This window comes from Chryseobacterium piperi, from assembly GCF_002285635.2.
Lineage (GTDB): Bacteria > Bacteroidota > Bacteroidia > Flavobacteriales > Weeksellaceae > Chryseobacterium > Chryseobacterium piperi.
In genome coordinates this window covers 3,406,212-3,425,342 of record NZ_CP023049.2, presented here as the reverse complement: position 1 = coordinate 3,425,342, position 19,131 = coordinate 3,406,212, and the positions used below count along the sequence as shown (strand labels likewise).

Annotated in this window: 16 protein-coding genes and 2 tRNA genes; 14 read left to right on the top strand and 4 right to left on the bottom strand. The window is 35.5% G+C overall.

Going from position 1 to position 19,131, the window contains the following annotated elements; translation table 11 throughout:
• Positions 1–11 precede the first annotated feature (11 nt).
• Positions 12–1,538, bottom strand: a complete 1,527-nt coding sequence (locus CJF12_RS14975) for a helicase HerA-like domain-containing protein (RefSeq protein WP_034681436.1) — start codon at positions 1,536–1,538, stop codon at positions 12–14.
• Between the two features lie 145 nt (positions 1,539–1,683).
• Between CJF12_RS14975 and CJF12_RS14970 the strand changes: the two genes are divergently transcribed.
• From CJF12_RS14970 to CJF12_RS14955, 4 genes are all read left to right on the top strand, one after another.
• On the top strand, positions 1,684–2,736 hold the full coding sequence (locus tag CJF12_RS14970) for a hypothetical protein (RefSeq protein ID WP_034681434.1): 1,053 nt from the start codon (positions 1,684–1,686) through the stop codon (positions 2,734–2,736).
• 117 nt (positions 2,737–2,853) lie between these two features.
• Positions 2,854–4,263 carry an MBL fold metallo-hydrolase gene (locus CJF12_RS14965; RefSeq protein ID WP_034681433.1) on the top strand — a complete coding sequence of 470 codons (1,410 nt, stop codon included), beginning with the start codon at positions 2,854–2,856 and terminating at the stop codon, positions 4,261–4,263.
• 8 nt (positions 4,264–4,271) lie between these two features.
• The gene (locus tag CJF12_RS14960; RefSeq protein ID WP_051887168.1) at positions 4,272–4,652 is read left to right on the top strand and encodes a rhodanese-like domain-containing protein; all 381 of its coding nucleotides are present in this window, start codon (positions 4,272–4,274) and stop codon (positions 4,650–4,652) included.
• 43 nt (positions 4,653–4,695) lie between these two features.
• Positions 4,696–4,995, top strand: coding sequence for a thioredoxin family protein (locus CJF12_RS14955; RefSeq protein WP_034681431.1), 300 nt, complete (start codon positions 4,696–4,698; stop codon positions 4,993–4,995).
• A gap of 57 nt (positions 4,996–5,052) precedes the next feature.
• Here CJF12_RS14955 and CJF12_RS14950 read toward each other — a convergent pair whose 3' ends face one another.
• Positions 5,053–5,805, bottom strand: a complete 753-nt coding sequence (locus tag CJF12_RS14950) for a nitrilase-related carbon-nitrogen hydrolase (protein ID WP_034681429.1) — start codon at positions 5,803–5,805, stop codon at positions 5,053–5,055.
• A 103-nt stretch (positions 5,806–5,908) separates the two neighbouring features.
• Between CJF12_RS14950 and CJF12_RS14945 the strand changes: the two genes are divergently transcribed.
• From CJF12_RS14945 to CJF12_RS14915, 7 genes are all read left to right on the top strand, one after another.
• Positions 5,909–6,349, top strand: a complete 441-nt coding sequence (locus CJF12_RS14945) for a DUF6646 family protein (protein ID WP_034681427.1) — start codon at positions 5,909–5,911, stop codon at positions 6,347–6,349.
• Between the two features lie 104 nt (positions 6,350–6,453).
• Positions 6,454–7,803 (top strand): RIP metalloprotease RseP, encoded by a 1,350-nt coding sequence (rseP, locus tag CJF12_RS14940; RefSeq protein WP_034681426.1) that lies wholly within the window; start codon positions 6,454–6,456, stop codon positions 7,801–7,803.
• 81 nt (positions 7,804–7,884) lie between these two features.
• A tRNA-Asn gene (locus CJF12_RS14935) sits at positions 7,885–7,961 on the top strand.
• A 187-nt stretch (positions 7,962–8,148) separates the two neighbouring features.
• Positions 8,149–11,319: a S41 family peptidase gene (locus CJF12_RS14930; protein ID WP_034681425.1), complete on the top strand. Its 3,171-nt coding sequence runs from the start codon at positions 8,149–8,151 to the stop codon at positions 11,317–11,319.
• Positions 11,320–11,545: 226 nt separating this feature from the next.
• A tRNA-Asn gene (locus CJF12_RS14925) sits at positions 11,546–11,619 on the top strand.
• Between the two features lie 114 nt (positions 11,620–11,733).
• On the top strand, positions 11,734–12,339 hold the full coding sequence (locus CJF12_RS14920) for a CDP-alcohol phosphatidyltransferase family protein (RefSeq protein WP_034681424.1): 606 nt from the start codon (positions 11,734–11,736) through the stop codon (positions 12,337–12,339).
• A 203-nt stretch (positions 12,340–12,542) separates the two neighbouring features.
• Positions 12,543–15,065: a DUF5686 family protein gene (locus CJF12_RS14915; protein WP_228379050.1), complete on the top strand. Its 2,523-nt coding sequence runs from the start codon at positions 12,543–12,545 to the stop codon at positions 15,063–15,065.
• A 288-nt stretch (positions 15,066–15,353) separates the two neighbouring features.
• On the opposite strand, the gene rpmA is transcribed toward CJF12_RS14915, so the two are convergent.
• Together rpmA and rplU are read right to left on the bottom strand one after the other, a co-directional pair.
• Positions 15,354–15,611: a 50S ribosomal protein L27 gene (gene rpmA, locus CJF12_RS14910; RefSeq protein ID WP_007842221.1), complete on the bottom strand. Its 258-nt coding sequence runs from the start codon at positions 15,609–15,611 to the stop codon at positions 15,354–15,356.
• Positions 15,612–15,629: 18 nt separating this feature from the next.
• A complete protein-coding gene (gene rplU / locus CJF12_RS14905; RefSeq protein WP_084675592.1) occupies positions 15,630–16,205 on the bottom strand; it encodes a 50S ribosomal protein L21 in 576 nt (191 codons plus the stop codon).
• A 186-nt stretch (positions 16,206–16,391) separates the two neighbouring features.
• Here rplU and CJF12_RS14900 point away from each other — a divergent pair, with 186 nt between their 5' ends.
• From CJF12_RS14900 to miaE, 3 genes are all read left to right on the top strand, one after another.
• Positions 16,392–17,276, top strand: a complete 885-nt coding sequence (locus tag CJF12_RS14900) for a neutral zinc metallopeptidase (protein WP_034681423.1) — start codon at positions 16,392–16,394, stop codon at positions 17,274–17,276.
• Positions 17,277–17,382: 106 nt separating this feature from the next.
• Positions 17,383–18,471: an acyltransferase family protein gene (locus CJF12_RS14895; RefSeq protein WP_034681422.1), complete on the top strand. Its 1,089-nt coding sequence runs from the start codon at positions 17,383–17,385 to the stop codon at positions 18,469–18,471.
• Between the two features lie 63 nt (positions 18,472–18,534).
• On the top strand, positions 18,535–19,113 hold the full coding sequence (miaE, locus tag CJF12_RS14890; protein ID WP_034681421.1) for a tRNA-(ms[2]io[6]A)-hydroxylase: 579 nt from the start codon (positions 18,535–18,537) through the stop codon (positions 19,111–19,113).
• Positions 19,114–19,131: the final 18 nt, after the last annotated feature.

Sequence of the window (19,131 nt, the reverse complement as noted above, 5' to 3'; positions counted from 1 at the left end):
GGAGGAGCTACTTATCTTTTTCTTCCTCCCAAACCAAACATTCCTAAAATAGCTTTTGCTCCTTCTCTCATTAATGTAGAAGTAAAAGTTCTTCCTGCCTGGCTTTGTAATACCTGTTCAAACATACCTGGTTCTGGTTTTACCGGTCTTGCCTTTTGATTAGGCATAGGATTTTGTGCAGCCTGCTCCATTCTGCTTGTCAGTATCTCATACGCAGATTCTTTATCAATAGCTTCTTCATATTTAGCAACCATGGCTGATTTACTCGTTAATTCTGTAACCTCAGCATCACTCAACACATCCATTCTGGATTCAGGAGAAATCAGATAGGTATGCACTAATGGTGTCGGAATACCTTTTTCATCCAATGCAGTGACAAATGCTTCTCCAATTCCCAAATTCTGGATGAGACTTGAAGCGTTATAGAATTCTGTGGTCGGATAGTTTTCAACTGCTTTTGAAATCTCCTTTTTATCTTTAGCTGTAAAACCTCTTAACGCATGCTGAATTTTCAATCCTAACTGCGAAAGAACATTTTCAGGAACATCCCCTGGGATTTGTGTAATAAAGTAAATTCCCACTCCTTTTGAACGAATAAGCTTCACCATAGTTTCAATTTGCGAAAGCAGTGCTTTGGAAGCTTCTCTGAAAATTAAATGAGCCTCATCAATAAACAATACTAATTTAGGCTTCCCACTATCTCCTTCTTCAGGAAATGTCATATATATTTCAGCAAAAAGCGAAAGCATAAACGTTGAAAATAATTGAGGCTTATTCTGGATATCAGAAACTCTTAAAATATTAACCACTCCTTTTCCATCTCTTGTTTTAAGAAGATCCTGAACATCGAAGCTTAGTTCCCCAAAGAAGTCTGCTGCTCCCTGTTGTTCAAGAGCAACAATCGATCTTAGAATAGCACCCAATGATGCCGGAGCTATTGAGCCATAGTTTGCTGCCAACTCTGCTTTTCCTTGAGCATTATCGGTAACATATTGTAACACTTTTTTTAAGTCATTCAGATCAATTAAAGGAAGTCCCTTATCATCACAGTATTTAAAAACGATGGACATAATGCTTTGCTGGGTATCATTCAGCTCCAGTATCTTGCTTAATAAAACCGGCCCGAATTCTGTCACGGTAGCTCTAAGCTTCACTCCTTTTCCTCCGGAGATACTCATCAGCTCCACCGGAAAAGCTTGTGGATCATATGGAAGCTGGGTTTTCGCATATCGCTCCTCAATAATAGGATTCATAACTCCCGGCTCTGCAATTCCTGAAAAATCACCTTTAATATCCAGCACTAAAGAAGGAATTCCCGCATGAGAAAGTTGTTCTGCAAAAACCTGCAACGTTTTGGTTTTACCAGTTCCCGTAGCTCCGGCAATAAGCCCATGACGGTTGATTGTTTTTAAAGGAATCGTCACATTTACTTCTGTCACTACCTCTCCATCCAACATACCCTTTCCTAGTATAATATGCTCTCCCTTTGGAGTATATCGTGCATTAAGTTCATCAATAAATTGTTTTTTATCTGCCATTTGATTTTTTTTAACTTATAAATATAAAATTTTTATAGAACATTTAGCGTTCAAAATTATATTCATGATTAATTTCAGTTCTCATTTTTTATAAATTTTCCCTATTTTAGTATGTGAAAATACCGTAGCCAATCTTATTCCGATTATGAAAAAAAAATTAATCTTTATTTTTAGTTTCTTGTTTGTGATTCTTTCTTCACAACAAAGAAAACAACCTGCCAAACTACAGGTGAAAGAAGATTATACTCATGAGTTTACAAAAACTACGTTTCCTATATTATGGTCGGGGTTTCAGAGAGAGGCTGTTCATTCCTTTGATCAGAAGAATCAAAATGTAGCAGTAAGCTATGTACAGCAAAAAACTAAAAAAACCAAAACAGTTCTTACCTTTTATATTTATCCTAAAAAATCAATTAACAACCAACTCCTCAGAGACGAGTTTTTATCCTATGATTATGCCCTTAATCAGAACTCCAATAAGGGGATCGATTTAAAACCTTCGTTCGGAAGTATTTCAAACGACAGTTTAACAGTAAATTCCGTTTACTCTGCATTTAATAGTGCAGTAGGTACACCGGATTTTTTCAAAGGGGTAAAGTATGTTGACAAAACTGCCCTTCTTGCCATTTATGAATGTGGAGGCTGGACTTTTAAAATTAGAATTTCTTCCGATGATATGACATCCGATCAAATGATTGGAATGAAAGAAAAAGCCGAGAACTATTTTGGAGTACTGAATATTGCTGCAGTAAAAACCCTTCCTATCAATGAAGTTCCGGACATACTTCTTTCCCCGGTAGTTAAAAGAGATTCAATGATGACTCTTGCCACCATAAAAGCTGCTGAAGCAAAAATAGAATGGATAGGTAAACAACTCAATAAAAAAGAACGTCTGACTGGTTTCAGCGATATGAAAATTGATTCCGAAGTATATGCTACTGAAAAAATGATTGATTTCTATAAAGCTCATGAAAAAGACTGGACACTCAATCCGGACACTAAAAAGTACTTCACTGAGATGATCAAGATATCTGAAAACGGAAAAATAAAAAATCACATTTATGAAAAATTTCACCGGGTGGTTGATTATCCGGAAGGTGGGTCTCAACAGGAAGACTATGTCCAATTTAAAATTGACAAAGATGTTTCTGAAAACACTAATGAGATTTTCTATAAAATCTTTTATAAATTAGAATAAATAAAAACTTTATAGATTTATTCTATGATTATCGATTCTTTATTTAAACCGATTTTAAAAAATAAAAGCCGATTTTTGTAGATTAAATAATAACAACGAAATTGTTAAAAATATAAGATGAAAGTTGAACAAATATATACGGGCTGTCTGGCTCAAGGGGCATATTATATAGTATCAGAAAATGAAGCTGCAATTATAGATCCTTTGAGAGAGGTAAAACCTTACCTGGATCGTCTCGAAAAAGACAATGTAACGTTAAAGTATATTTTTGAAACTCATTTCCACGCGGACTTTGTATCCGGTCATCTGGATTTGAGCAAAAAAACAGGTGCTCCTATTATTTACGGGCCTACTGCTAAGCCTGAATTTGAAGCAATCATTGCAGAAGACCATCAGATTTTTGAAATCGGAAACGTAAAAATAAAGGTACTTCATACTCCTGGACATACCATGGAGAGTACAACTTATCTTTTAATTGATGAAAATGGAACAGAAACAGCTATTTTCACAGGAGATACATTATTTCTAGGTGATGTCGGAAGACCTGACCTGGCTCAAAAAGCCACTAATCTTACCCAGGAAGATCTGGCTGGAATTCTGTACGATAGCCTTCAAAGTAAAATCATTCCTTTAGATGACAGCATTACTGTTTACCCTGCACATGGGGCAGGCTCTGCTTGTGGAAAAAACATGCAGAAAGAGACAGTGGATACTTTAGGAAATCAGAAGAAAACCAATTATGCTTTAAATCAACCCGATAAAGAATCTTTTATAAGAGAGGTATTGGATGGACTTACAGCTCCTCCAAAATATTTCGGAATGAACGTCGCTTTAAACAAAGGAGGATATGAGAGCCTTGATACTGTTATGAATAAAGGCTTAACTCCAATTTCTGTAGATGATTTTGAAAGTTTTGCAGAAGAAACCGGGGCCCTGATCCTGGATACAAGAGGAGCAGCAGAGTTTCACAGAGGCTTCATTCCAAACTCTATTAACATTGGATTAAAAGGAGACTTCGCACCATGGGTGGGTACCTTAATTATCGACGTAAAACATCCACTATTGCTGGTAACAGATGAAGGAACCGAGGAAGAAGTGATTACAAGATTAAGCAGGGTCGGTTTTGATAATGTAGTAGGATATTTGGACGGAGGATTTAAATCCTGGAAAAATTCAAATAACGAAACCGATGAGATCAAAAGAATTTCACCGGCTGAATTCGCTGAACAATTCACAAAAGACGCTACAGTTATTGATGTTAGAAAACTAACGGAATATTCTGCAGAGCACATTGACAACGCATACAACAAGCCTTTAGATACGATTAGTGATTGGGTGAAGTCTATTGATGATTCCGAGCATTTCTTTTTACATTGTGCAGGAGGTTACAGAAGTATGATTGCTGCCAGTATTCTTAATTCGCATGGAATCAGAAATTTCACCGAAATAGAAGGTGGGTTTAATGGAATCAAAAAAACGGAGAAGTTCCCTACTTCCGATTTTGTTTGCCAGTCAAAAACCTTATAAGCGGAAGGATGAAATATAAAATTTTCGGAATTATTATTGCTTCAGCTTTTATATGGAGTGCCTGTAAAACCAATACTATCACTCAGGTTCCCCAAATGAATATCCGGGAAATTATAAACAGCTCTGATGTTACCCTAGTAGATGTGAGAGTTCCTGAACAATATAAAGAAGGAAGCGCAAAAAATGCTGTCAACATTCCTTTGGCTGAGATTGAGAAAAATATAGACTTCTTTAAAAAACAGCAAAAAGTAGTTGTATTCTGCAACAAAGGAATTCAGGCGGATCAAGCTATGAAAATCCTAAAGAAAAACGGAGTGGAAAATGTTTATGACGGAACCAGCTGGAAAAATATAAAAGCAATCCAGAATGAAAACCCGGAGATCCGGTAATCTTTCACCCGATGATAAAGTAAAATTTAAATAAAACAAAGCTATGTCACAAAAATTTCAAGAAATCATTGATTCCGAAAGGCCAGTGTTAATAGACTTTTTTGCAACGTGGTGCCAACCGTGCAAAGTACAGTCTTCGGTCTTAACAACAGTAAAAGAAAATGTTGGTGAAGGAGCAAGAATCATTAAAGTAGATGTAGACCAATATCCGGCCATTGCATCACAATACGGAGTACGCGGAGTCCCTACTTTAGCCATCTTCAAAAAAGGAGAATTGTTATGGAAGGAAAGTGGCGTACATGATGTCAATACCTTGACTCAACTTTTAAAACAATATGAATAAAACTGTGAGAATCTCACAGTTTTTTTATTTGAATTATATTTATTATAATCTGGCTATCTACAGTTTAATAGTAAAATCATCCCTGTCATTTAAAAACTGAAAATGACTTCTGAATTCTTTTAATTCATCCATATTGAGTTCTGCAGATACAATATTTCCATCTTTATGAGCCATCTCTCTTCCATCAGCAAAGAAACAATGAGAGCTTTCCTGATAAAAAAGATCATTCCCATCTGTTCCGATTCTGTTCAGGCCGAAAACAAAAGATAAATTTTCAATAGCCCGGGCTTTTAAAAGGTGCTCCCAGGCACCCACTCTTTTCTCCGGCCAGTTAGCAACATATAATATTGCATCATAATCATCATTATTCCTTGCAAAAACAGGAAAACGGAGATCATAGCAAACCTGTAATAAAAACCGTATCCCTTTATATTCTACAATGATTCTTTCCTTTCCGGATGTATAGACTTTATCTTCTCCTGAAAAAGAAAACAAATGTCTTTTATCATAGAAAGCCACTTCCGATCCGGGTTTTACAAAATACATTCTGTTGTAAAAATTTCCATTTTGTTCAACCGGAGCACTTCCACAAAAGGCCGCGTTCTTCTCTTCAGCCATCTTTTTTAAAAATGCCAGAGACTCTTCCTGACGATCTGAAACTTCAGCAGCATCCATACAAAAACCGGTTGAAAACATTTCAGGTAAAATAAAAACGTCAGCCTCCTGCTTCATAAGCTCATCCTCTATCCGTTGAAAATTTCCATTTTTATTTTTCCAGATAATATCTAAATTCACTCCTATAATTTTCATAAATCTTATTCAATACTTGTATAAAAATACGATTTTTAATTGATTTCGGTTCTATTTTTGCTGCTGATAGTTCTTTATTAATACCGTTAAAAATTTAAAATTTATGAAGAAATTGGTTTTTATGTTTATGGTTGTCTTTTTTGGAACCGCCGTTAATGCTCAGGCCTGGACAGGAAAAGGAGATCAGAAGGTACAACTTGGATTCAGTGCGTGGGGGTATGGAACCGGAATTACCGGAACTTACGATTACGGTTTAAACAAGCTGATATCTGTAGGAGCAGGACTCAACGGGTATTTCAGTGGCTACAAAAACAATAACAATGATAATAAGGTATTTATTTTCGGAAGATTAAACTTTCACCTGAAGGAAGCTTTACAACTTCCTGAAAAGCTAGACATCTATCCTGGTGTAGACCTGGGAGTTGTCGGTAAAGATTTTGGAATCGGAGCTCACATTGGAGCCCGGTACTTTTTCACAGAGAGAATTGGAGTGTTTGCAGAAGTAGGAAACAATGGCAGCCTAGGTGTTTCTGTTAATTTATAGAAATACCACTATTATATGACAAAGCTTCTCTATATGAGGAGCTTTTTTATTTGGCATAGTTTTGATAATTGTTACCTTTGCAAATTAAAATCTAAAACATATTAATGGAATTAGCAATCAAACTCTTTCAATTCATATTAAGCATATCTATCTTAGTTATCCTTCATGAACTCGGTCATTTTTTACCGGCAAAATATTTTAAAACGAAAGTAGAAAAGTTTTATTTGTTTTTTGATCCATGGTTTTCTATTGCAAAAAAGAAAATCGGTGAGACTGAATACGGTATTGGATGGCTTCCTTTCGGTGGTTATGTAAAAATTGCGGGAATGGTGGATGAAAGTATGGATACAGAGCAATTAAAGCAACCCGCTCAGCCATGGGAATTCAGAGCAAAACCAGCTTGGCAGAGATTAATCATTATGCTTGGAGGGGTTACCGTAAACTTTTTTTTAGCATGGCTAATCTACAGTGGACTATCTTTCTTTAATGGAGAAACGTATACTGACCTTAATAAATTCAATAACGGAATCGGTGTAAGCGACGCCGGTAAAAAAATGGGTTTCCAGAATGGTGATAAAATCATCAGCATTGATGGAAAACCGGTTGAAAGACTAGAAAATACAGCAATCAATATTCTTTTTAGTAACGACGTAACTGTATTAAGAGATGGAAAAGAAATCACTTTTCCTATAGATGAATCAGGCGTTGCAGATGTTATTAAGCAAAGAGAGGCAAAAATGTATATTACCCCAAGGATTCCAATGGTTATTGACTCTTTGGCTACACCTACTTCTAAAACATCTGGATTAGCCGTTGGAGATAAAGTAATAGGAATCAATGGTAAGAAAACTCAGTTTTTTGATGAAGTAAGTTCTGCATTGGACCAAAATAAAGGAAAAACGGTTGAGCTTGAAGTTTTACGAAACGGAGCAGCTCAGACTTTATCTGTTCCTGTTGACAAAAACGGGAAATTGGGAGTTCAGATCAATACGAAAGATCTTGGAAACCTGATTACGAATAAAAAATATTCTTTCGGAGAATCTATTCCAAGAGGACTTGGAAGAACAATCGAGGCTTTAACAATGCAGGTAAAGCAGTTTAAAATCATGTTTAATTCCAAAATTCAGGGATATAAAAATGTTGGTGGACCTATCGCAATTGTAAAATCAATGCCTGTAGACAAAGATGCTAACGGAAGCTTTGCCATCAACTGGCCAGCATTCTGGAGCTTCACGGCAATGTTCTCTATCTGGCTGGCATTCCTGAACCTTATTCCTATTCCGGGATTAGATGGTGGTCACGTTTTGTTTACATTATATGAGATTATTTTCGGGAAACCAGTTCCTCAAAAAGTATTGGAAAATGCACAGATGATTGGTGTTATCTTCCTGTTAGGCTTAATGTTACTGATTTTCGGAAGTGATATCTTCAAAATATTTACCGGGAAATTATAAGATTTTTTAAATTTTCAAAAGAAAAATTTGTCTGGTATAAATATTCGTCCTATATTTGCACCACTTAAAAACAAAGGACATTCCTCCTTAGCTCAGTTGGTTAGAGCATCTGACTGTTAATCAGAGGGTCGCTGGTTCGAGCCCAGCAGGAGGAGCCAAAAAGACTTACAGAAATGTAAGTCTTTTTTTGTTTTATATTTTTCATGTGCATTGAATTTAAATTGTATAAAAAGCACTGATATCCCTAAAAAATTAGATATTTGTAACTTATTATTAAATGATACAATAGATAATATTTGCAGCGCAAACCATCACTATGTATCTCAAGGAATATCTAATTATCTCATGAAAAAAACCTTTATCTCTTTATTAGCAGCTTTTGCTATTATTCAAATTTCAGCTCAGGAAAAATCTTATTTTTTATCAAGCCCATCATTGAGCCCAGATGGAAAAACTGCTTATTTTGCTTATGATGGAGACATCTGGAAAGTAGATTCAAATGGTGGAACTGCTTCAAGAATCACAGCTCTGGACGGAGAAGAAATCAATCCTCGTATTTCTCCAGATGGAAAATGGCTCGCATTCAGCTCCAACCAATATGGAAATTATGATGTTTACGTAATGCCTGCTGAAGGAGGAACCATTAAACAACTTACTTTTCATACAGGAAAAGACGATATGGAAAACTGGGCATGGGATAGCAAAACAATTTATTTTACCTCAAACAGAAATAACAATTTTGGCAGTTTCAAAACTACAGTAGAAGGAAAAACACCTCAAAAGCTTTTCAACAATTACTTTAATAACACGAATGGCCTAGCGGAGACTCCCAATGGAGAGTATCTTTTCACAAGCTCATCGGAAAGCGCCAATCAAACGCACCGCAAACGCTACAAAGGAGAAAACAATCCCGATATTTTAGGATACAATCCCAAAAACAACGCTTTCAAGCAGTACACCAACTACGAAGGAAAAGATTTTAATCCAAGCGTGGATAAAAATGGTGTTGTTTACTTTATTTCCGATGAAAATAATGCTGAATATAATCTTTATCAACTTAAAAATGGTAAAAAGACTGCATTAACTCAGTTTGAGACCTCTATCAAAAAACCTTTTGTTTCAGCAAACGGATCTAAAGTCATATTTGAAAAGGATTATCAACTTTACATTTATGATGTTGCTACAAAAAACACAAAAGCTCTGAACATAAGCTTGAATACAAATAAGACACTGGAAAAAGAACAAAATTTCAACATAGAGAATACTATTTCTTATTATGATGTTTCGCCAGACGGTAAAAAAATGGCCTTCGTAAGCCGTGGTGTTCTGTTTGTTTCAGATATTGAAGGAAAATTTACACAGCAAGTCACTGATGGAAAAGAGCGTGTAATGGAAGTAAAATGGCTGAAGGACAACCGTACATTACTTTTTAATCAGACTTACAAAGGCTATCAAAACTGGTTTAGCACTCCGGCAGATGGAAAAGGCCAGGCCAAACAATTAACAACTGATTTACGTAATAATCGTAACGTAACCCTTAATAATGACCTCTCAAAAGCGGTTTATTTGAGTGGTCGTGACGAGGTAAGGTTAATGGATTTAAAAAACTTTGGCTCCACTACTATTGTCAAAGATGAAATCTGGGCATTTCAAAATTCGAAACCTTCTTTTTCTCCCAATAATGAATATGTATTATTCTCTGCAAAAAGAAATTTCGAACTGGATATCCTCATCTACAATATTGGAAAAAATAAGACCATCAACCTTACCAATACTGGTGTTTCAGAGGAAGATCCCTTCTGGTCGCCCAATGGTAAATATATTTATTTTACCAGCGACAGGACCAGCCCCTCCTATCCTTTAGGTATGCAGAAATCCAACATTTACAGAATGGCTCTGGACTGGTTTGATGAACCTTACAAATCTGAAAAATTCGACAAACTCTTTACTGAAGAAACAAAACCTGCTGAAACAGCAAAGGATAGCACAGGCAAAAAAGATAAAAAAGAAGAAAGCAAGGAGAAAAAGGAAGAGAAAGAGCCCGTTATAAAAGAGTTGAAAATCAATCCTGAGAATACTCTGGAAAGAATCGAATTGGTTACCGAAAGATATGGGTATCAGGACGACCCAGTTGTTGTTTTGGACGACAAGAAAGAAATCTTATTCTTTAATTCCAATCAGGATAACGGAAAGAAACAATTGTTCAAAAAAGTTTTCACCGATTTTGAACCGGCGAAATCAGAAAAGGTTTTCGATAAGGCAGCGAACAACATCATCAAAAATGACAAGTCTCTTTTTGCATTAATAGAAGGTAACATTTATAAAATGACCCTGGCTGCTTTAAAACCCGAAAAAATAAATATTCAGTATACTTTTAATAAAAACCTGGCATCCGAATTCACTCAGATGTATGATGAAACCTGGACGGGTGTTGAAGAAAACTTTTATGATGAAAAATTCCATGGGATTAACTGGAAAGCAAAAAAGGAACAGTATGCCCAATATCTTCCGTACGTAAATAACAGAAACGATCTGCGAATTTTACTCAATGATCTTTTAGGAGAACTTAATTCATCTCATATCGGATTTTCTTCAACCGGAAAAGAAGAGGCCCGATACCTTAATTATTTTACAAATGAAACCGGAATCATCTTTAAAAAAGACCAGCCCTACATCGTAGAAAGTATTGTGAGAAAATCTCCGGCATTCCGCTCTGGTGTTGATATAAAACCCGGAGACCAATTGACTGCTGTAAATGGAAAAAATATTGACATTCATGAAAATCGCGAAGCTTATTTTACGAGTCCTAAAAAACAAGATGAGCTTATCCTTACGTTCAACCGCAATGGTAAGGATGTAACAACCAAAGTACATCCGATTTCAAATGGAGAGCTAAAAGGATTATTGTATGACGATTGGATATTCAACAATCGCCAGCGTGTTAATCAGCTGAGCAACAACCGCATTGCTTATTCATACATGAAAAACATGTCTGTTGATGAACTGGATCGCTTCCTGTTAGATATGGTGGAACAAGAAAACCAAAAGGATGCTGTTATTCTCGACCTTCGATACAATACAGGAGGAAATGTACACGATAAGGTGTTAAATTTCCTTGCTCAAAAACCTTATTTGCAATGGAAATACCGTGAAGGGAAAATGACTACCCAGCCCAATTTTGCACCTTCAGCAAAGCCGATTGTTTTACTGATTAATGAAGCTTCATTAAGTGATGCTGAAATGACAGCTGCAGGTTTCAAAGCTTTGAAACTCGGAAAAATTATCGGGCAGGATACTTATCGCTGGATCATCTTCACTTCCGGAAAAAGCCTTGTAGACAATTCTTCTTATAGACTTCCTTCATGGGGAACGTATACCCTGGATGGGCAGAACCTTGAAAAAACTGGCGTAAAACCAGATATCTATGTTAAAAACACCTTTATAGACCGGCAACAGGATAATGACCCTCAGCTTGAACGGGCCATTCAGGAAATACTTAAAGATTTAAAGAAATAAAAAACAGGACTTACAGCAATGTAAGTCTTTTTTGTTGTATATATTTTGCTTAGAAAGCTATATTCCTGACATTTATTTTAAGATTATCAGACTTCATAAAAAGACAAGCGAAATATTTCTTATTGAAATTCAATCTATTTAGTTTAAAACCATCGATAATTGAAGGTAAAATTTGCTTCATATCAATATTCATATTATATTTGCAGCACTTAAAACAAAGGAAAATTCCTCCTTAGCTCAGTTGGTTAGAGCATCTGACTGTTAATCAGAGGGTCGCTGGTTCGAGCCCAGCAGGAGGAGCAAAAAGACTTACAGAAATGTAGGTCTTTTTCATTTTAATTAAATATTCCGTATTATTTAGCTTTCAAAATAATCTTTCCAATTAATGAATTTTAAAATTGTTTTCTAAAATTTATGAAGAATAAAATCCCAACCCTATTAATTCTCTTCAGGTTCATTATTGGATTAGTGATCATTTATTTAAGCCTTATACAAATTGACCATTATCAAACCATCATCGTTATTCTTTTATCAATTGGTTTACTGACCGATATCTTTGATGGTATTATAGCACGACAACTCAATATATCCACTCAAAAGCTTCGAAGACTGGATTCTACAGTTGATCAAATCTTTTTTATCTCAGTTATTGTAGCAACCTACATTCAGTGTCCAACTTTTTTTAAAGCCAACATGTACAAACTGATCATACTCATTGCTTTTGAAGCTTTAACTTATTTAACTAGTTTCTTAAAGTTTAAAAAAGAAATTGCCACTCATTCAATAGGTGCAAAAATTTGGACTTTAATTCTTTTTGCAACACTTATTCAGATTATTCTGCAATGTGAGTCAATCCTACTGTTCAATCTCTGCTTCTGGGTAGGCCTATTAACCCGGATTGAAATTATTGCTATTATCTTAATCCTAAAAAAATGGACTAATGATGTCCCAACATTTTATCACGCATTAAAACTGAGACAAGGGAAAACAATCAAAAGAAATAAACTATTCAACGGTTGATTTATCTTCACACTCAATATACTATGCTAAGACGGATTTTATTATCCAGGAATCAATTCACAACTTCCCTGCTATCATACTTACGTGCTGTTTTTTTGCTACATTTGCACTTTTATATCCACACACAAAATTTTTTGAATTTTAATTCGTTTAAATAAACAGCATGCTTTTTGTTTATGCTAAATGCTTGATAGAAATAACTAATGTTAATTAACCACAAATACCACTCCCTCTTAATTTTTCTTTTATTTTCAGGCATTATCTATGCACAAAATACAGCAAATGGAAGAATTGTTGACGCAAAGACCAACAAAGAAATTACAGGAGTTGATATTTTCATAAACGATAGCAATCAGCCTTTTTTAACCACGACTACCGGAGCATTTAGCGTTCAGTCGGACAGCATTATTTACAAGCTCAAATTCTTAAGAAAAAGCTACGCATTACAAACTATTGACGTAACCCCTGAAAGTGCCAGCAATATCTTTGTGAAGCTGTCGCAGGAAAAGGTAGAAACTATTCAGGAAGTTGTTATTCATAACGAAAAAACAAAATACAAAAATAAAAAAGAGAATCCCGCATATGCTATTATGCAGGAAGTATGGAAAAGAAAGAGAAATAACGGGTTAGGCAAATTCAATACTTATACTTATAAGGAATACGAAAAAATTGAGTTTGATGCCAATAATCTGGATAGCGCTTTTATGAAGAAAAAAATCTTTAATAAGCTCGACTTTATCTTTGATTATGCAGATTCAACAGCCAGCGGTAAAATGGCACTTCCCATTTTCTTAAATGAAGCCGTTTATCAGAATTATGGAGAAAACAAACCTTCAAAAAAGACGAAAAGGCTTTTAATTGCCCAAAAAACTTCAGGATTTCAAGACAATCAAATCGTAACATTAACGGCAAAAAACCTTTACCGGGATATCAATATTTATGATAACACCCTTAATTATTTTGACATTGGCTTTCCAAGTCCGGTAGGAACGGACGGATTCAGTACTTATGACTACAATCTAATCGACACGATCTCTATGCGTGGAGAAAATGCGTATAAAATAAGATACCAGCCTAAAAGAACCGATATCCTGGCATTTCAGGGATATCTTTATATAGATACGGATACGTATGCAGTACTGGGAGCAACCTTGAAGTCAACGCAAAAAATGAACGTTAACTTTGTCAATGGAATTTCTACAGAACTGGAATATGATAATCCGGATGAGAACACCTTCCTCCCAAAAAAGTTCGTGACAGAAGTTGAGATTACTCCCTTTTCCAAGAGGAAAACAGCCAAGAGTATTATAGCCAAAAGAAGTGTTGATTATTCCGAATATCAATTTAACAAACCTCTTGAAGCTTCAGTATTCACCCGAAAGGAGGAGGAATATGATAATAAATTTGTAGATAAGGATGATGCTTACTGGATAAAAGCAAGACCCGACTCATTATCCAAATCGGAACAGGGAGTATATGACATGCTTGACAAGCTCCAAAAGGTGCCAAAATTCAATCGAATTGTAAAACTCTATGAAACTCTTGGTTCACGATATTACAACATCACAAGGGGGATCGATTTAGGCCCTATTTTTTCCATTTATGGAGTAAATGACATAGAAGGAAATAGAATACGCTTAGGAGCAAGGACTTATTTTACTCAAAATGACCCATGGAGAGTACAGTTCTACACCGCCTATGGTTTTAAAGACCAGCAGTTAAAATATGGTGTAGAAGCCAGATATATGTTCAACCGGGTAAACCGGTTTATGATTGGAGCAGGAACCAGAAGAGACATTATGCAGCTGGGAGTTCAGTTAACTACCGATGATGGAATTATGGCACGTTCATTCGCTTCTTCTGCTGTATTTGCAAGAGGAGATAACGCTTCATTAAGCTCTGTAAACCAAACCAATATTTTCACTGCAATAGAACCCTGGAAAAATTTTCAGGTCAGGATTGATGGAACTATGCAAAGCATTAAGTCCGCCAACCCTGGAGGGTTTAATTTAATGTACTACCGAAACGGTGAATTGAGAAAAACAGTCAATGATTCTCACATAACAATCAGTTTAATTGCCAGACCAGGAGCGAAATTCTCACAAACAGGGGTCGACCGTCACGAGCATGGAACACTTGCTCCAACTATTGTTTTAAAATATACGAGAGGGCTTGAAGGTGTCTTCAATGCGGATTTTAATTATAACAAACTACAGTTCTTATTTTATAAGCCTGTATTAATTGGTAGCTGGGGAAAAACATTAATTAATTTTGAAGCAGGGAAAAACTTCAATACTGTTCCGCTTGCATTACAAAATGTAATTCCGGGTAACCAGTCTTACGGCCTTGTAGCCAATACGTTTTCCCAACTTAATTATTATGAGTTTGTTGCCGACACTTATACTACCCTACACCTGGAACACCATTTTAATGGTAAAATCCTTTCTTATATTCCACTGATTAAAAAGCTTAAGCTAAGGGAAGTTGCTTTCATAAGAAGTGCTTACGGAACATTAAGCAATGCATCCAAAGACATTAACGTGGAAGGTTTTAAATATTCTGCACCAAGTGATCATATCTACTATGAATACGGTTTTGGAATTGAAAACATTGGATTTGGAAACCTGAGAATTTTCAGGGTAGATTTCAACTGGAGAGGCAACTACCTCAACAGACCTGATATTTCCACTTTTGGGGTAAAGGCTGGCTTCCAGGTAGGCTTTTAAGAAAAGTTTCCTTTTATTTCTCCGAACTCTCATTCCTGTGTTCGTAATTATAAAACACTCCATTATGCTATTCGTACATTCGTGGCTAAAACCATCCTTTTCAAATTCCAGATAAATCATATCTGAAATCTATTTCTTTACCAAATCTGACTTCCGGCTCTCTTCCAAACTCAGATTATAATTAATAAATAAAAGGGATTCCGCAATACCTAATAATCTCATTAGAGTAAGCACAACAAAAAAGCCTCAACGTTGTTGAGGCTTTTTATTTTTTATAAAACGCTTAAATTATGCGTTAGGTTCTACAGATACGAAAGATCTGTTATTTGCTTTCTTTCTGAAAACTACTTTACCGTCTACTAATGCAAACAAAGTGTGGTCTTTACCCATTCCCACGTTTTCACCTGGGTGGTGTTGAGTACCTCTTTGTCTGATAATAATATTACCGGCAATAGCTTCTTGTCCACCGAAAATCTTTACACCTAATCTCTTAGAGTGAGATTCTCTACCGTTCTTGGAACTACCGACTCCTTTCTTGTGTGCCATTTTGTTTGTAGATTATTATTATTTATTAAGTGCTTTAAATTGATCAATGTTCTTAATGATAGCAGCATCTACTTCTTCATGAGTAAGAACTTTTTTCTCTAATTCAACTTTAACAGCTTTACCTAAAGTAATTAAAGTTTCTCTGTTTTCTTTAGACTGAGACAAATTGTTTTTCTTTAAGTGATAGTTCAATTCATGATCTTCACTAAAGTTAACAGTTGCGTTGTCTGAAAGAACTTCAGCCTTTACAGTTTCTTTTTTAGCAGTCTTTTTTGCTCCACCATCAAATCCAGTAATTCCTGTAATTTGAATCTGAGTTAAAGATTGTCTGTGACCGTTTTTAACTTTGTAACCTTTTCTTCTTTTCTTTTTGAAAACGATTACTTTATCAGCTTTAACATGGTCTAAGATCTCTGCATCTACAGTGATCCCGCTTACAGCTGGGGCGCCAACAGTGATTGTACCGTTTACAGTAAGAAGAACTTTATCAAAAGAAACTTTCGCTCCTTTATCTCCTTTTAAACGGTTTACAAACAACTTCTGGTCTTGCTCAACTTTATATTGAAGCCCTGCTATTTCTACAATTGCAAACATTGTTTATAAATTTTTAGTTATTTCGAGGTGCAAATATAAGAATTATTTTCTAATTACCTTACAATCAAACCAATGTTTTTTCTCAACAATGTCATTTCACAACCTAATGAATAATTTTAACTATTAATATATCAATATATAATAAATTATTTTATAACTTCGTTTTCACCAAAAAAAATATTTTATATGAAAAGAAACTTTAAGTTCTGCTTTTTAGCAGGAGCAATGGCTGTATTCTCATTAACAGCTTGTAACGATGACAAAATGGAGGACAATGTCTTGCCAAATTCGACAACGGAAAATGCCAAAATTGAACAACCCGGAGAACTCGAAAAAATCTGCTACTACGTAGATCAGTACTGGAGTTCATCATCCGTTTTAATGACCGGACTTCAAAATTCCACAGACACCAATTTCATGAACGGTCAAATGACAAAAATTGCAAGCATGTGGGGAAGAAGCAATCCAACTTTACGATTTGTTAATGATCCATCCAATTTTAATTCAACTTACAATGCAATCTCTTACTCTACCGGAAAAATCTATTACGGGTATGCAATCTATTATGATGCAAAAAACAAAGGGGGAGATATTGTAAATGCCATGATCTTAGCTCATGAATATGGTCATCAGTTACAGTACATCTTCAACCTACCTTCAGTTAACGAATCAACAGCAAGACCTAATGAATTGGAAGCTGACGGTTTTGCTGGCTACTATTTAAGAAGACCTAACGGATACAACAAAACAAGCTTTGCAGAAATCGCTTCAGCTTATGAATTCGCACAAAGTATCGGAGACAATCAAACATCCAGCCCTAATCACCACGGGACGCCTCCGCAAAGAAGATCTGCAGTTCGTTTAGGTTTCCTTTTAGGAGAATACAGCCTTTCAGCAGCTGACTTTGATTACAATTTCTTCTATTATTATCAGGGTGTACTTAATGGCACTTATAAAATGGGGAAAAACTCAAGAAATCCAGAAATCGATGCTTATATGAGCAAATATATGGATGAGTTGAGAAAAATTCAGTCCGGAGAAATCTCTGCTGAGGAATTCAAAAAATTATAACATTCATTTTTTACATATTTAGAGAAGAGGTAAACACTGTTTGCCTCTTTTTTTGTTTATTTCAAGGAATTAATTATTTACTTTTGACTTTTATCAATCATTCATAATGAACAGGGACCTCTATATTGATTTTGCAAAAGGGCTGGCAACACTCTCCATTATATTCATCCATACCGCTTTTTGGTCGGGGCAATTTTACATTCCTACAGAAGTCAGGGTATTTTCTCTGGTTTTCGATGTTGCTTTATTTTATGCTTTAAGCGGAATTACTTCCGGGTCTAATATTGAAAAAACATTCTACAGGCTGCTGAAACTGCAAATTACCTACATGATTTTTGTAACACTCCTGTTTTTCCTGGATTACTTTTTTAAAATTTTCGGATTAAGTTTCTTCTCTCTTGAATGGCTGCAAAATTTTTATTCAACATTCGGTTCAAAATATGCAGCAACAAGCATTTCAACAGAACCTCAGTGGCAGAATCTCGGCAACTGGTATTTACATCAATACACTAATGCAGATACATTTCCCGTCGTTATGGGAAGCTTCTGGTATTTAAAGGTGTATTTCATTTTGACTGTTTTCGGAGTTTTAATCTTACGTTTTTTCCCAAGACACATCAATTGGTTTATCGGATTATGCATTGCTTTAACACTGATCTTTAACATTTTCCCCGGGCTATACCCGACAGGACAGGTAGGTTATGTAGCATTTTATCTTGCTATTTTCTTAATCGCCAACAGAATGAGAGGCAAGAAAATTCCAACCAAAATAATTCCTGTTCTTTATACTATTGTAGCAGGTCTGCTGATGTGGATGTTCTGGTATTATGGAAATGAAATATTCTACAAAATCAATAAAAACAAATTCCCTCCAAAAATTCCATACATTATATGGACTCTGTTTTCACTGGTTACGCTATTCGTATTCTATAACAGATTAAAAATCACCCGGGAAAATCTCATTACTTATATTGGCAGAAATGCGATCTTTTTTTATTTTGCCCAGGGAATAAGTTCATCACTTGTTTATTTCATTGTCGTTTCGCTGAATGAAAAGATGCCATGGTGGGTTTTAATGATTCTGATCTATTGTATTAATATTATTCTAGCAATTATCATTGCAGAAGTATTAAAGAAAACAGACCGTCTGGGGTGGAATGTTCTGGAATTTTTACGAAGAAAGACAGCTTCGTAAATAACTGGAATAAAACAGGATTTCTTATCGCAATTTATTTTAAATTTACAAAAAGTTTATATCATGTTTAAGTTGAAACTTCCTACCGATCCAAGGTGGGCAAATATTGCAGAAGGAAACATTGAAGAAATTTTAACGGACCATGCATGGTGTGAGCAGAAAGCAGCTACTAATGCCATTTCTCTGATCACAATGCTTCCGGAATATGCTGAAATCGTTACCGAACTTCTCGCTATTGCGCAGGAAGAGCTTGACCATTTCAATCAGGTTCATGAGATTATAAAAAGAAGAGGATATACTTTCGGAAGAGCCCGAAAAGATGATTATGTTAATGAGCTCGCTAAATTTATCATTCAGGGGAGCAGAGAAGATCTTGTTGTAGATAAAATGCTTTTTGCAGCAATGATTGAAGCAAGAAGTTGTGAACGGTTTAAAGTGCTTACCGAAAATATTAAAGATGAAGAACTAAAAGTATTTTACAAAGAACTCATGATTTCTGAAGCCAACCATTATACAACATTTATAGGCTTTGCAAGACAGCTTGGAGATCCTGAAAAGGTTAATAAACGTTGGGAAGAATGGCTGAGCTATGAAGCCAATATCATCAAGTCTTACGGAAATAAAGAAACAATACACGGTTAAACCATCAGCAACAAAACA